The sequence below is a fragment of the Gemmatimonadota bacterium genome (assembly GCA_016712265.1).
GTDB lineage: Bacteria > Gemmatimonadota > Gemmatimonadetes > Gemmatimonadales > Gemmatimonadaceae > RBC101.
Window position 1 is genome coordinate 67240 of record JADJRJ010000031.1, and the last position, 14540, is coordinate 81779.

Here is a 14540-nt window from a genome sequence, read left to right on the forward strand (position 1 = left end):
AGGAGACGACTATCGAGCCGGGGTTGCGCTCGGCAGGGTGACCCACGGGCACCGCGCGGTGCCCACGTGATATCGGGTGATGAAGGTCGCGGCATCGCCCGATGCTGTTTCGCCCCCTTGGAGTACCACCAGCGTATCGCCGGAGAAGGCCACGGCTGGCAGGGGATCTGGTAAGGCTGGGATTCGCATGTCAACGCACGCACGGCGCCGGGCGAGGTCGAGCACGGTAAGCCGCAAGGTCCCGACGAAGTTCGTGCCTTTCTCCAGCTGTCCGTCCACCGTCACAAAGCCGAGGATGCCCGGCGCGAGGCGCTGCAGAGCGACGCCAATGGACCGGTCGTACGCGATGGGCCCTGCCTTCTCCGGGTTGCGCAGCATCTCCTGAAAGAGTTCCGGGCGCACCCCGCGCCGCTCCCGCAATGGGATGGTGGTCACGTCAGCGGACCGAAGGCCTCGCTTCCAGTGATACAGGGCATTCTCGACCTCGAACACGGCATAGGTGTCGTCGCCGTCGTCCGCGGACATCACGATCCCGAACCCACCCACGAGCGGTGGAGCCGCGCGAAAGGCCGGTGGGATAGCCCCCGCACTGCTGCGCCGCGTGCCATCGGGCGCAAGGAGCTGGAGCGGAGGTTCGGAGGCGTCGGCGGAGAGGACCCCGACGGTGAGTACGCCTCGATCGTATCGCAGCTGCGGGAACCATCCTTTGAGCGGGAAGGTGGCTCGCACGTCGAGGGTGCGAAGGTCCCAGGTCACCACACGCTGGTTCCCCGCATCCCACACACTCAGCAGCGAGTCGCCAGCGATGGCCACGGACGCCGGGCGACGCAACTCACCAGGCCCTGCGCCATTGCGACCGATCCGTCGCACCAAGCGCCCATTCGCTTGCAGCTCAATGAGCCGCGGATCGCGCGAGTCGGCGACGAAGTAGTGGCCCCGCGGGCCAACGACCAGGCGTGTCGGCCGGCTGAGCAGGAAGGTGTCCGACTCCGCAACCCGCACGGAGTCGATGAGCCGCAGCAGAGAAGGGCCGGGCTGCCCGGCGAGCGGGCGACCGAGGGCGATGAGGCTGATGACGCAGGCGAGAAGGCGTCGCGACATGAGGCAGGCGAGCAGTTGACCACCACGATACGCCACGCCGCCGGAGATCGCAATCCAACTGCGGATTACGTTTGGGTGAGTGGCTACCCCGTTGTTGCCCTGCTATTGGCGAACGCCGTCGACGACCAGCGCGCGGACGGTGATGCGCTCGATGCTGTCGCGCGCCACGCGAAGCGGATGGCCGCTCCAGACGACAAACGTCGCTGCGTCCCCCGACTTAAGCTGCGGAAGCTGACTCTCCCCGGACGGCGCGAACCAGCGTGTCGCGAGCTCCAGGGCACGGGCGCGCGCTTCCACGTCGGGGAGGCCGTCCCCAACCGCGTAGCGGCGCTCCATGGACGCCAGGAAGCCGGCGAGGGCACTCCCGGGTCGCGTGAAGTAGTCCGAGCCATCGGCGAGCACCGCTCCCATCTCGCGCAACCGTCGCCACGGATAAACCCGCGGCTCGTTCACCGCACCGACACGCGCGGCCCCAAAGGTTGGCACGTCGGTTGGCATGGCGTTGAAGTTCCCCTGGATCGAGAGCACGACTCCCAACCGTACTGCGCGCTCCATGTCGCGTGCGCTGGCGTACGAGAAGTGCTCGATGCGCAGGCGACCGGGGGTGGTGCCCGGTCGTTGGGCCAGGAGCTGCTCGTAGGCGTCGAGCGTGCGCCGAACGGCATCATCGCCGATCGCATGCGTGGCCACGCCGAGCCCGGCGTCGAGGGCACGGGCGGCGGTGCTTCGGATCTCTTCCACCGTCATGCGGGGCACACCATGAGTCGCCGCATCGTCCGCATAGGGATGGGACAGCGCCGCGCCGCGACTGCCTAACGCGCCGTCCACAAATAACTTGATGTGCGTGACGCGTATTCGCGGCGACCAGGTCCAGCGCGCCGGATCCGGTGGCAGGGACAGGACCGAGTCGGCGAACGGACTCGGCGCGGGAAGCATCAGGTGGACCTGGAGCGGCAGGGGGGCGAGGGAGTCCGCCCGTCGCAGCAGGGTCAGGTATCTCTCGAAGGGTGCGTTCATGGCCACCACCCCCGGCAATGGCAGGACGCCGGCATCGTAGACGCGGGTCACGCCGCGCTCCGCCAAGGCCCGGGCCGCCAACTGCCATGCGCGTACCACGTCCGAGTCGGCGAGGACGGGGACGAGTGGCGTCAGGAGTTCGTTGGCACGTTCCAGCAACACGCCATCGGGGGTGCCATCGCGTGCGTGGCCGATCGTCCCGCCCATTGGGGGCGGGGTGGAGCGTTCGACACCGCCAGCCGCGAGGGCACGGCCGTTGGCCCAGCCGGCGTGCCCATCGGATCGGCCAAGGTAGACCGGGTGGTCGGGAGCAGCGGCGTCGAGGATGGTGCGATCCGGGAGAGGGCCCAACCCCCAGGCCGCCTGGTTCCACCCCGCGCCGATGATCCAGCCACCCTTTGGCGTTGCGGCCGCACGAGCCGCGACGGCCGCGCGCACGTCGTCGAGCGACCGGGAACGGGACAGGTCGAGGAACAGTCGTTCACGGTCCCGATCGTTGAGCAGCGTGAGCCCAACGTTGAAGAGATGAACGTGATGGTCGACCAGCGGCGGGGTGATGGCGGCGCCCCGAAACGCGAGGACTTCTGCCCCCGCGGCGCGGGGGTCGTCTACCAGGGTGCTGTCGCCGGTCGCGACGATCCGACCGTCGCGCACGAGGAGCGCCGTGGTCCCGGCGGGGGCGGCCACCACCTCCTCGGCCAGGTAGACCGTCCCGTCGTCGCGCGCGGGCTCAGACGTGCACGCGACGAGGCCGAGCCAGAGGGCCCAACCCGACTTACGACCCGTGAAGGCGCGACGTACGTTCGGCGGCATGACACCAGCTTGGACCGCGGGCTGCCCCCGCGCAATACGTCGGGCGACGTTCGGGGTCGCCATCGCCGCCCTCGCGTCGTCGGCGCAGGCGCCTAACGATCCGCCCCTGCGCGGCTTCTCCCCGGCCGCCGCCGCGGAGCAACATGCCATCGAGCGGCGCCTCGCCGCCCTCATCAGTCGCGACTCGACCGGGGCCGCCTTCCGCGCGTTCACGCGCGTGCCGCATCCAGCCGGCACGGTGGCCAATCGCAGGATAGCCGAGGATATCGCGGCCCGGTTTCGGCGCTACGGATGGGAGGATGTGAAGATCACGTCGTACGACGTGCTGCTTCCATTCCCCGATTCCGTGAGCGTGCAATTGGTCGCGCCCACGCGGTTCACCGCGACGCTGCGCGAGCCTGCGGTGTCCGTCGATCCCGATACGCGTGCGGATGCGGGCCCCACCTACCTGGGGATGTCGGCCTCCGGCGACGTCACGGGGGAGCTGATCTACGCCAACAGCGGCAACCCGGCCGACTACGACTGGTTGGAGTCTCAGGGGATCTCCGTGCGCGGCAAGATCGCGATCGTTCGGTATTCCAATCCCTACAGCTACCGCGGCTTCAAGGCGCAAACCGCCGAGCAACGCGGCGTGAAGGCGATGTTGATCTACTCGGACCCGCAGGAAGACGGGTACCGGCGCGGGCTCACCTTCCCCGATGGGCCCTGGGGGCCGGAGGGGCACCTGCAACGCGGGGCGATCTCCTACGACTTCATTGCGTCCGGGGACCCCCTGACCCCCGGGTGGGCCTCGGTGACTGGTGCGCGCCGACTGGCCGAGGCCGAGGTGCCGTCGATCCCGAAGATCATTGCCGTTCCGCTCTCGGCGCGTGATGCCGCCCCCCTGCTGCGGAGCTTGCGGGGGCCGGTCGCGCCGCCGGGCTGGCAGGGGGCGCTTCCGTTTACGTATCGGGTTGGCAGCGGACCCGGGGTGGTCAAGGTGGTCGTGCAGATGGACGGCAAACGACGCACCATCCACAATGTCGAGGCGCGCCTCCGCGGCTCGGCTGAACCGGATCGCACCGTCCTGCTTGGCAACCATCACGACGCCTGGGTCTATGGCGCGGTGGATCCGTCCAGCGGCACGGCGACGCAGATGGAATTGGCGCGCACGCTCGGGTTGCTGAAGGCGCAGGGGGTGCGCCCCCGGCGGACCCTGGTGATGAACAGCTGGGACGCCGAGGAATGGCACCTCACCGGGTCGACCGAGTGGGGCGAGGAGTTTGCGGAGGAGCTGCGACGGGGAGCGGTGGCGTACCTTAACGTCGACGGCTCCACCAGCGGACCGGCGTTCGGCGCCTCGGCGGTGGCGAGCCTCAACCCGATCATCACCGAGACGGTGCGTGACGTGATTGACCCCGGGACGAACGAGTCGATCCTGGCCACCTGGGCGAAGCGCGAGGGGAAGGGGGGCGATCCGTCGAGCCTGCCGACGAACACCCTCGGCTCCGGGTCGGACTACACCGTGTTCCTCAACTTCCTCGGCATCCCGATCGTCGACATGGCCTTTTCGGGGCCGTACGGGGTGTACCACTCGATCTACGACAACCACTACTGGATGACCCGCCACGGCGATCCGGGCTTTCGCTACATGACGGCGATGGTCGAGGTGTGGGGACGCATGGCGCTCCGCCTGGCCAACGCCGAGGTGCTGCCTCACGACTTCGTCGCGTACGCGGACCGGGTGCGTGGCTTCGTCCGGGCGCTCGAGGGGCTGGATGGTGTGGCCGCCAACCTCGACCTGTCCGACCTGCACGCTGCCGTTGGTGAGTGGGCGCGCGTGGCAGCGGAGGTGGACGGCGCGCTGGCGCGCGCCACGTCGACCGGGGGTTCAGAGAATGCCGCCGTCCTGAATGAGGCACTGCGTTCCGCCGAGCAGGGCTTCCTGCTGGACGAGGGCATCCCCGGTCGGCCGACCTTCAAGCACGCCCTGTATGCCCCGCGACCGACCTACGCGGCGCTCGAGCTCCCGGGGGTCCGTGAGGCGATCGAGGCGAAGGATTGGACGCGGGCACGTGCGCAGGGGGTCGCGCTGGCGGCGCGGATCCGCGCCGTGACCGCACGGCTGCGTGCGGGGCTCGGCCCACGGTAGTCCCGCCCTCAGGTCAGGTCCGGATACGGCGTCACATACTCGAAGCTGAACACACGCCGGATCCGCTCCATGTCGCGGCTGTTGCGGGTAACCAGCACCACGCCCGCCTCGCGACAAGAGTGCGCCAACAGGACGTCGAACGCGAAGCTCCGCGTCACCTTGTTCAGCTGCAGTCCCGCATCATCGTGTAACGTCCCGAGGGCGGTCCCCAGCGCTTCCCACGCGCGTGCACTGGGCGTCAGGATGCGCCCGCGCCGCTCAAAGGGGCCCAGGATCTCGCCCTCGACCAGTTTGCGCGCACGCGCATCCCGCGTACCCGCGCGCAGCTCCGCGCTCACGATCGCGCTCAGGTAGAGGCCGGGCGCCGCCCACTGAGTGAACTCCTGCAACGCCGTCAGCGCACCGGCGTCGTGACTGGCATCGATGTAGCAGTTCGTGTCGAGTGCGTACTTCCGCACTAGCCGCGCCGCGCCAAGGCCAGCCCCGCCAACGCCTGCACGCCGCGCGCCACCTCGGCTCGGAACGCGACGAGATCGATGGCCCGTTCGACGGTCTCGCGCTCGGTCGTCGCCCCGAGGACCGCCTGGGCCCGTTTGAGCGCCTTCGGGTCGAGCCAGAACTCCTTCCGCACCTTCCCCTCGCGCCCCTCGGGGCGCGGACGACTGGGTCGCTTCGTGGAAGACATCGCGCGCCTCGGCTGGTGTACGGACAAGTATCGCCGCCTGTCCGTACGCTGCGCAAGGGATGCCAACTGGCATAATCGAACGCAACATCATGCGGACCAAGCGGGGTGGTCGTCCCGCCGGGGCTGCGGTGGGATCACGGGGCGACAGTCCAAGCGGTCTGGCCACAGCTTCAGTTAGCCCGCACGTGAGTCTTGGGTCGCTGGACGGCGCGCGCGGACTGTCGCCCAACGTGATCTGTCTGCAGCTTAGGCACTCGCGACTCCACCGGACGCCCATGCGAACACCGTGTCTTGCCTTTTGCACCGCCGTCTGCCTCGGCACCGCCCCGGGGATGGCGGTCGCTCAGCCGCCGAGTGTCGCGACGTCCGACGTGTTCCAGCGCTACGCGGACCGCGTCGTCAAGATCCAGGTCGTGGAGACCGGCTCGGCGGCGAAGTCCGGGATCGGCTCCGGGTTCTTTGTCAGTGCCGACGGCCAGCTCGTCACGAACTACCATGTGATCGCCGAGCTGATCCAGTCGCCGGGCCGCTATCGCGCCGAGTACCTCGACGCGCAGGGACAGGCTCATACGGCCGAGGTGCTCGGCGTGGACGTCATCAGCGACCTCGCGGTGCTCTCCACGACCACGCGGCCGAGTCGGTTCTTCGAGATCGCGGCCGGGGCGGTGCCACAGGGGACGCGCTTGTATTCGCTTGGACATCCCCGTGACCTGGGGTTGAGCATCGTCGAGGGCACCTACAACGGCCAGCTGGCGCATACCCGGCATCCGCGCATCCATTTCACGGGGGCGATCAACCAGGGGATGAGTGGCGGGCCGACGATCACGGAGGATGGGCGCGTGATCGGGGTCAATGTCGCGACGGCGGGGAACCAGATCGGATTCCTTGTCCCGGTGGCGCAGGTGGCGAACCTGCTTGGCCAGGTGCGGAATCCGTCGGCGAACCCGCCAGTGCGCACCCTTGCGCAGGTCGCGGCGGCGTTGCGACAGGACCAGGACGGGTGGCTGGGACGGCTCTTTGTCGAGCGGCCGAAGGAGATCACCCTCGGCCCCTGGCGTGTGCTGACGGAGCCCACACCAACATTCCGCTGCTGGGCCGATGCGGACCGGACCCGCGAACGCACGTACGAGAGTGTCGTGCACTCGTGTGAGACCGACGACGACGTCTATCTCGCGAGTGACCACAGTACCGGGACCGTGCGCGTCGAGCACCAACTGCTGACGACGCAGCAGATGAACGCGGTGCGCTTCTACAGCTTGTTCAGTTCCACCTTCGGCGCGGATGGGGCGCCGGGGGGGGACGTGGAGCACGTGACGAGCTGGCGGTGCGAGTCGCGCAACGTGAAGCACGAGGCGATGCGGATGCGCGCGGTGTTGTGCCTCCGCCGGTATCGCAAGCTGGAGGGGTTGTATGACGGACAGCTCAAGGTGGCCGTGCTCGGCCGTCGCAACGCAGGCCTCATCTCCACGATGACTGTGGCTGGCGCGTCGTTCGAGAACCTGCAGCGCCTCACGACGCGCTACCTGGAGTTCATCACATGGAACTGATCCTTGAGGTGGAGCGGGCCGGTGGGGCAAAGAGCTGGCATGCGCTGGGAGAGACGCCGCTCACGATCGGGCGCGGGCTGCGCAACGCGGTGATCCTGGAGGATCCGTACGTGGACGCCCAGCACCTCCAGGTCGTGCATGGTGACGATGGGAGCTGGTGCATCGAGGATGTGGGGAGCAGCAACGGCGTCTGGCTTGGTGCGCAGCGGCTGGCGGGCCGGCTGGCGCTGCACCCCGGGCAGGAGTTCCGCGCGGGTCGCACGATCATTCGGGTGCGCGACCGCGATGAGCCGGTGGCCGCGGCGTTGCCCGACCGTCCGGTCGCTGTGCCGGTGGCGGAGGCGGCGGTGGTTCCCCACGAGCCCGTGTTGGCACCGCGACTTGGCGCGCGCCGCGGAGGACCGGTGGCGGCTGCCGCAATCGCCGCGATCACCGTGTTCTCCTGGTCGACCTCCACGGCACGCACGGTCGGCAGCGAATTGTTTGCCTCGGCAAGTGCCAGCTGGCTCTTCCTCGCCGTGTGGGCCGGGATCTGGGCGATACTGGGTCGCATCATCTCGCAGCGTTTCTTCTACCAGGGGCACCTGGTCATCGCGTCGGTGGCGAGCCTGGTGGCGCTTGCGCTCGTCACGCTGAGCGGCTGGGTGACCTTCCTGTTTCCGGGGTCGGTCGTGTGGGACGGCGTGATGACGGCCGGTGCGATCGCCTTTGTGGCGGCGACGGTGACGGCGCACCTCGGCCTGGCCACGCACATCCGGCGCGAGCGGCTGGTGCGGACGGCCGTGACGATGTGTGCGACGATGCTGACGCTCCTTGGGGTGTCGGCCCTGCTGGATGACGATCGCTTCTCGGACGTTCCGTCGATCGTCTCGGTGCTCAAGCCGCTACGCCCCGGCCTGGTGCCGGCCATTTCGGTTGCCGAGTTTGGCGAGGCGATCGCCGGGCTGCGTGAGGAGGCGGACGAGCTGGCGAAGAAGGGCGAGCTGCCGCCGACGGGGCTCGACCTCGAGTAGGTGCCGGGGTCTGGTTGACGACCAGAGTGCGGTCTTGGGTACGATTGACGGGCGATTCGTCGGTTGCCTGGCCGGTATCGCCAACGTAATGTCTCCGCATGACAGAAGACATGCGCTTTCCGATCGGTCCGTTCTCGCCTCCGGCCTCCCCGGCGAAGGACCGGGCCGCGACCATTCGCCGCCTCGCTCGCATTCCGGCGTCGCTCCGGCTCGCCGTCGCTGACCTGTCCGAGGGGCAACTCGGTACCCCGTACCGTCCCGGGGGGTGGAGCGTGCGCCAGCTGGTGCACCACGTCGCGGACAGCCACCTGAACTTCTACCTGCGCCTCAAGCTGGCCCTCACCGAGTCGAATCCCACGATCCGGCCGTACGAGGAGCAGTTGTGGGCGGAGCTGGCTGATGTCGCGACCACGCCCCTGGCCACCTCGCTCGCCATCCTCGACGGGGTTCACGAGCGCGCGGATCGCGTGCTGCGATCGCTCGCCGCTGCCGACTTCGACCGGACCTACGTACATCCGGCATCAGGACAACACACCATCGACTACCTGATCGCCATGTACGCGTGGCACGGGGAGCACCATGTGGCCCACGTGACGCAGCTGCGCGCGCGCGAGGGGTGGCTGGCGTGAGTCCCGCCGCGTTCGACGACGTCGATCGCCACATCCTGCGGGTCCTGCAGCTGAACGCGCGCACGAGCAACGCGGATATTGCTCGCGACCTCGACATGGCGCCGTCGGCCATTCTGGAGCGCATTCGCAAGTTGGAGCAGCGCGGCATCATCACCGGCTACGAAGCGCGACTGGCCCCGAAGGCGCTGGGACTGGGGCTGACCGCCTTCGTGTTCGCGCGCTTCACGGCGTCCGGTGGTGGCGACGAAACCGACCGGGCGCTCGCCACCATTCCCGAGGTGAGTGAGATCCACCACGTGGCGGGCGAGGACTGCCTGCTCGTGAAGCTGCGGGTGCGGGATACGGACGACCTGTCGCGCGTGCTGGGCGAGATCAAGCAGCAGCCGCACCTCACGCAGACGCGGACCACGATTGTCCTGTCGACGGCCAAGGAATCGAGCACGATCACCGTCCCCACGGACCCTTCGTGACGCCACGCGACCTGGTGGAGTTGGTGTTGCTCGCGGCCATCTGGGGAGCGTCGTTCCTCTTCCAGCGCGTCGCTGCTCCCGAGTTTGGCCCGGTGCCTCTCGTGGCGACACGCGTCGGGATCGCGGCGGTCATCCTGCTCGGCCTGCTGGTCGCGCAGGGCGGGCTGCGCGGGGTACGCACGCACTGGCGTTCGCTCCTCCTGCTCGGCGCCATCAACACCGCGATTCCCTTCACGCTGTTTGCCTTCGCCACGCTGCATGTCACTGCGGGCATTGCGTCCGTGCTCAACGGCACGGTGCCCCTCTGGGCGGGGGCGATCGCTCGTTTCTGGTTCAGGGAACGCCTCGGCCCGAACAAGACGGCCGGGTTGCTGCTGGGTTTCGTTGGTGTGGTGATGCTGGTCTGGCGGGATGGTGGGCGGGCGGGAGGTCCTGGGGTGGTAGCGGGACTGCTGGCGGCGTTCCTCTACGCCATCGCGGCGCACCTCTCGCGCCGTCGCCTGGCCACGGTGGATCCCATGGTCGTCGCCGCCGGCTCACAGGTTGGCGCGTTGCTGCTCACGGTCGGACCCGCTGTCGCGCTCCTTCCTGCGACCCCAATCTCCGCCCGGGCCGCGACAGCCGGAATCCTGTTGGGGGTGTTCTGCACCGGGGTGGCGTATGTCCTCTTCTTTCGGCTGATCCGTCGCATCGGGGCCATGCGCACGATGTCCGTCTCCTACCTGATTCCAGTGTTCGGGATGCTCTGGGGCTGGGTCTTCCTGCGCGAAGGGGTCACGTTGCGCATGGGGATCGGTGCCGCGCTCGTCCTCGCCGGCGTGGCATTCGCCACTGGCGTACTGCAACCCATCCCCGAGTCCGCGACGGTCGAGCGACGGCCTGCCTAGCTTGGCACCGTCATGAAACCAATACTCGGTCTCTTCGCATTCCTGTGCGCAACGAGCGTCGCCGCACAGGACGTCATGCGCATTACCACGGAACGTCTGGCGCCAGGGCTCCATGTGTTCTCCGGCTACGCGAACGGCAACGTGCTGGCGCTGGAGACCCGCGATGGAGTCTTCCTGGTCGACGCGCAGAGCGCCAAGCGGGTGGCCGCGCTCGACACGGCGTTGCGGCAGGTGACGCAGGCGCCGGTGAAGTGGATCGTGAACACGCACTACCACGGGGACCACACGGAAGGGAACGCCTTCTTCCGTGCCCGGGGCGCCGAGGTGTGGGCGCATCCTCGCGTGCCGGTGCAGGCGGCGAAGGACACGACCATCGCCGCATTGGAATGGCACCGGACCCCGCTGGATCCGGCCGCGATGCCGACCAAGCTGGTAGGCGATCTCCTGGAGATGACGTTAGGCGGCGTGCGCGTGACCGTGCGACACTACGGGGTCGCGCACACGGACGGGGACCTGCTGACCTGGCTGCCGGCGTACAACGTGCTGCACATCGGCGACCTGTTCGAGGTGGGCGCCCCGCCGTTCGTTGATTGGTGGGCGGGGGGCAGCCTGGACGGGATGATCAAGGTGATCGACACCGTGCTCACCGAGGTGAACGACTCCACGCGGATCGTGCCGGGGCACGGGGCGGTGTCCACGCGAGCCGACCTGCGCCGGTATCGCGAGATGCTGGCGACGGTGCGGGCACGCGTTCGCGAAGGGCTCGCCGCTGGGACGGCGGATGCGGTGCTGGGCGCGTCGGCGGTGGCAGGCTTTGAGGGGATGCTTGGGGGAGAGCGGAGAGCGAAGCAGTTTGGGGGACAAGTGATACTCGGGCTTCGTCGGTAGGGGCACAGCAACTCCAAGGGCGCAGTACGGGCAGCACGAGCAGCCCGAGGAGCACGGGGGGCACGCGTTCAGCCCGTGCTGCGCGTACTGCGTTGTGGCGTTTCAGGCTGCCGGGCGGGGGGGGGGGGGGGGGGGGGGGGGGGGCGCCCCCGCGCACGTACTGCCCGTGCCGCTCGTACCGCGCAGTGGCAGTTGCCCCTATCGCCGGAACAGATACGACATCTTCACAAAGACGCCATCCCGCACCCGCCGCATCTCGCGGAACCGGAAGGCATCGTCTTCCGTCAGCGACGACCCGTAGCCCGCGAAGAACACCGTGCCCGGGCTTGGGACGAAGTTGATCAGCCAGTCCACGCGGAAGTCGCGCGTGGCGGTCTTGCCGGCGCGGGCGTAGGTCGACCCGTTCCAGATCGCGATCGGGAGGTCGTTGACCGGGTCGCGCAGGGCATCACGGACGCGGTTGTCGTATTGACCGACAAAGCGGAGAAAGAGGGCGCGGGAAACCTGGTACTCCAGGCGCATCCGCGGGACCGTGGCGCGTGACAGCGTGGTGCCGTCGCGCGAGCGGGTAAAGTGCGAGTAGAGATACGATGCGTTGACCCGCATCTGGTCGGTCGGCCGGAAGTCGACCTCGCCGGTGAGGTCGATCCGGCGCGCGGTGCTGGTCTCGAAGAACTCGATGTCCTTGCCGAGGAAGCCGGTGAAGCGGCCAGTCCATCGTTCGAACTGCGGTGTGTTGAGCCGCAGGAGGACCACGGCGGTCGGGGTGCGCGGTGACTGCTGGAATGAGAGGGTGTCCTCCAAGCTCGAGCCAGTGCGCGCGCGAAGGACGCGATAGCGTGCATAGGTCCGGCTGTCGAACAGGAACGATTCACGCACCGGCGTCACGCTGAGGACCCAGCCGCCGCGAATATTGAAGACGTTCTCGGCCTGGATCTTGGTCTCCTGCACGGCCTTGCCGTCCCAGAAGCGGTCGAAGAGCCAGAGGAAGTCGAAGCCCTGGCGAATCAGGTAGCTCTCGATGAAGTCGCCGGGCTTGCCGTACCAGCTGAAGCGGTTGTACGCCGCCCCCGAGACCAGGTCTCGCCGTGGCACGAATCCGCTGGCGGCGTCGAAGCTCGAGTCGATCCCGCTGAAGACGTAGCGCAGGCCGTAGCGGAGCCCCGTGCGGTTCACCCCAACCTCCCAGAACGGGGCCGTCGCTGTCTCACCGCCAGTGGTCGGGCGCGTCGCACTTCCACCGACGGTTGCATTGAAGGCGTAGGCACCCTTGAACAGGATCCGCGTGTCGGCCATCGCCACGCGGCTGAAGCCGTCGCGTTCGGTGCGGTCGGTGAAGGTGAAGCCGGCGGTCGAGGCCTGGAGGATGTCGCGACGCAGGCGCACGATGTTGAACAGCGGCCGATCCTTCCCGCTGGCCGATGCCACGGGATCGTCGAGTGCCCCCATCCAGCCAATGCTCGTGCGTCCGAAGCGCCCAGTGAGCTTGGATGCGAAATCGGGCTGCAGGATGCGTCGCGTGTAGATCAGGTTGTTGGGCGCGTCAAACTGCTCGATGCCGTCAATGAAGAATGGGCGGCGCTCCGGGAAGAACAGCGCGAAACGCGTATCACCCGGGACCTGCGCCGCATCTGCCTCGACCTGGGAGAAGTCGGGGCGTACCGTGGCGTTCAGCGTGAGGTTGGGCACGATGCGCCAGCGCACGTTCCCGCCCACGTTGGGTGTTGAGGTGTAGCCGAAGTCCGTCGAGCCCGCGGGATAGGCTCCGTTGTACGACTCGGTCAGTTCCGGGTTCAGCTCGACCACCGCCTCGCGCCGCAGGTCGTGCAGCCCGGTGAGAGTTCCGGACTGCACCAGAAAGGACGCGGCGCCTCGCCGTGCGGGGGTCCAGGTCTGTTGGTATCCGGAGTGCTGTACGAACCGGAGCACCTGCACAGCCCATTGCTGGGTGTTGCTCCCCTGGAAACGAATGCTCTTGAGTGGGATCGCGACCTCGATCTCGTACCCGGTGTCAGTCAGGCGACCCTTCGATTCGAAGACGAGGTCGGGGCTGAGGTCGATGAACGCCGGTGGGTTGCCGCCAAAGGTCTGCCCACGGGGTTGGGGCGGGCTGAACCCCTCGGTACGGACGCCATCGGCCTGGGCGCCTAACGGGTTGATCCCGAAGACAAAGGCACGCCGTCGGTCGTTGAATGGGTCGAGCAGGATCTGGATGTAGTCATCCGAATCGATCTTGTCCCGAGCGGCCAGGGTCGCGTGGACGGCGCCATGGCTCTCGAAGGCGCGCACGGCGAAGTAGACGTGGGTACTCGAGTAGTACACGAGCACGTCCGTGGAATCCGCCGCGGGCCGATCGTCGAGCGGGAGGTACGCCGAGAACCCGGTCAGCAGCACGGCCCGCGACCAGACCGCGTCATCCAACATGCCGTCGATGGTGGGCGCTTCGTCCAGTCGAGGAAGCTCGGCGACGGTCTGCCGGTTGCGGCCGTGGTAGGTGCGCACCTGCGCGTCGAGCCCGGTCGTCAGGGTCACCGCGGCAAGGGCCAGGGTGACAAGGCGTCGTACAGTGCTCACGCGTCGGTCTTGCTCCACTTGAAGAAAATCGTTGACAGGCCGATGAAGGCCACCAGCGCCCCGGTGACCGACATCATCACGGCGGCGAGTTCGTGGTCCATCTTGGAGGTCCAGCCGGGGAATGGCGGCGCGAGCTCATATAACCCGTAGAGCGGGTGCTCGGCATACAACATGAATCCAACCAGCCCGAACATCACCGGCGAGAACATCAACCCCACCACGAGATAGAGCATCCGGAGAGGCGGCACAAAGCGCGGGCGCACCGGCGCGTCAACCAACATGGGGAACCAGAAGATCAGCCCCGCAACAAACCAGAGGAGGTCGATCGCCATGGAGCCGAGCTGGGTGGGCATGAGCCGATCCACGATGGGCGGCAGGTGCGTGATCAGCACGATGACGTTGAAGAGGATCAGCGCCGTCACCGGGCGCGTGATCCGCTCGAGTACTGTCCCCGTGCGTGACTGCGCGATCGCCACCTGGGACTCCGGTCGCAACCCGGCGAGCAGTGCGGCCGGCACCAAGAGGCCGAGTAGGAGGAACTGGGCCATGTGCACGCTGGCGAGGTATCCCGCGCCTAACGCGCCGACCGGCCAGTCCAGTGCGATCCAGGTGAGGGCCAGACCAAGGAGGGTGAGCGGGTGGATGGGACGTGGGGTCCCGCCACCCGCACGGTTCAGGCGGAATGCACACCAGCCGAGGAGTAGCACGAAGAGCCAGACTCCCGGGAACGGACGCCAGCTCCAATCCCAGGCCGTATTGGTGAAGGAACACCAGAATTGCATCAG

12 protein-coding genes and 1 pseudogene are annotated in these 14540 nt (G+C 68.0%); 7 read left to right on the top strand and 6 right to left on the bottom strand.

The window, feature by feature from the left end:
* Window positions 1-9: 9 nt before the first annotated feature.
* Window positions 10-1101 carry a 6-bladed beta-propeller gene (locus IPK85_21435; GenBank protein MBK8249929.1) on the bottom strand — a complete coding sequence of 364 codons (1092 nt, stop codon included), beginning with the start codon at window positions 1099-1101 and terminating at the stop codon, window positions 10-12.
* A 102-nt stretch (window positions 1102-1203) separates the two neighbouring features.
* A complete protein-coding gene (locus IPK85_21440) occupies window positions 1204-2931 on the bottom strand; it encodes an amidohydrolase (GenBank protein MBK8249930.1) in 1728 nt (575 codons plus the stop codon).
* On the opposite strand from IPK85_21440, the gene IPK85_21445 reads away from it, so the two are divergent.
* Window positions 2903-5062 (top strand): M28 family metallopeptidase, encoded by a 2160-nt coding sequence (locus IPK85_21445; GenBank protein ID MBK8249931.1) that lies wholly within the window; start codon window positions 2903-2905, stop codon window positions 5060-5062. The two genes, IPK85_21440 and IPK85_21445, sit on opposite strands and share 29 nt — an antisense overlap.
* Before the next feature lie 8 nt (window positions 5063-5070).
* On the opposite strand, the gene IPK85_21450 is transcribed toward IPK85_21445, so the two are convergent.
* Together IPK85_21450 and IPK85_21455 are read right to left on the bottom strand one after the other, a co-directional pair.
* Window positions 5071-5520 carry a hypothetical protein gene (locus IPK85_21450; GenBank protein MBK8249932.1) on the bottom strand — a complete coding sequence of 150 codons (450 nt, stop codon included), beginning with the start codon at window positions 5518-5520 and terminating at the stop codon, window positions 5071-5073.
* Window positions 5520-5747, bottom strand: coding sequence for a hypothetical protein (locus tag IPK85_21455; GenBank protein MBK8249933.1), 228 nt, complete (start codon window positions 5745-5747; stop codon window positions 5520-5522). Before IPK85_21455 ends, IPK85_21450 begins: the two co-directional genes overlap by 1 nt.
* A 275-nt stretch (window positions 5748-6022) precedes the next feature.
* On the opposite strand from IPK85_21455, the gene IPK85_21460 reads away from it, so the two are divergent.
* The 6 genes and pseudogenes from IPK85_21460 to IPK85_21485 all read left to right on the top strand — a co-directional run bounded on the left by IPK85_21460 (window position 6023) and on the right by IPK85_21485 (window position 11181).
* Window positions 6023-7294 carry a trypsin-like peptidase domain-containing protein gene (locus IPK85_21460; GenBank protein ID MBK8249934.1) on the top strand — a complete coding sequence of 424 codons (1272 nt, stop codon included), beginning with the start codon at window positions 6023-6025 and terminating at the stop codon, window positions 7292-7294.
* The gene (locus IPK85_21465; GenBank protein ID MBK8249935.1) at window positions 7285-8307 is read left to right on the top strand and encodes an FHA domain-containing protein; all 1023 of its coding nucleotides are present in this window, start codon (window positions 7285-7287) and stop codon (window positions 8305-8307) included. The genes IPK85_21460 and IPK85_21465 overlap by 10 nt, the downstream gene beginning before the upstream one ends.
* 98 nt (window positions 8308-8405) lie before the next feature.
* Window positions 8406-8936: a putative metal-dependent hydrolase gene (locus IPK85_21470; GenBank protein ID MBK8249936.1), complete on the top strand. Its 531-nt coding sequence runs from the start codon at window positions 8406-8408 to the stop codon at window positions 8934-8936.
* A 14-nt stretch (window positions 8937-8950) separates the two neighbouring features.
* A pseudogene (locus tag IPK85_21475) lies at window positions 8951-9406 on the top strand (Lrp/AsnC family transcriptional regulator).
* Window positions 9403-10293, top strand: coding sequence for a DMT family transporter (locus IPK85_21480; GenBank protein MBK8249937.1), 891 nt, complete (start codon window positions 9403-9405; stop codon window positions 10291-10293). The pseudogene IPK85_21475 and the gene IPK85_21480 overlap by 4 nt, the downstream one beginning before the upstream one ends.
* Before the next feature lie 75 nt (window positions 10294-10368).
* A complete protein-coding gene (locus IPK85_21485) occupies window positions 10369-11181 on the top strand; it encodes an MBL fold metallo-hydrolase (GenBank protein ID MBK8249938.1) in 813 nt (270 codons plus the stop codon).
* A 198-nt stretch (window positions 11182-11379) separates the two neighbouring features.
* On the opposite strand, the gene IPK85_21490 is transcribed toward IPK85_21485, so the two are convergent.
* Both IPK85_21490 and IPK85_21495 read right to left on the bottom strand, forming a co-directional pair.
* Window positions 11380-13755, bottom strand: a complete 2376-nt coding sequence (locus IPK85_21490; protein MBK8249939.1) for a carbohydrate binding family 9 domain-containing protein — start codon at window positions 13753-13755, stop codon at window positions 11380-11382.
* Window positions 13752-14537: a cytochrome c oxidase assembly protein gene (locus tag IPK85_21495; protein MBK8249940.1), complete on the bottom strand. Its 786-nt coding sequence runs from the start codon at window positions 14535-14537 to the stop codon at window positions 13752-13754. Before IPK85_21495 ends, IPK85_21490 begins: the two co-directional genes overlap by 4 nt.
* Window positions 14538-14540: the final 3 nt, after the last annotated feature.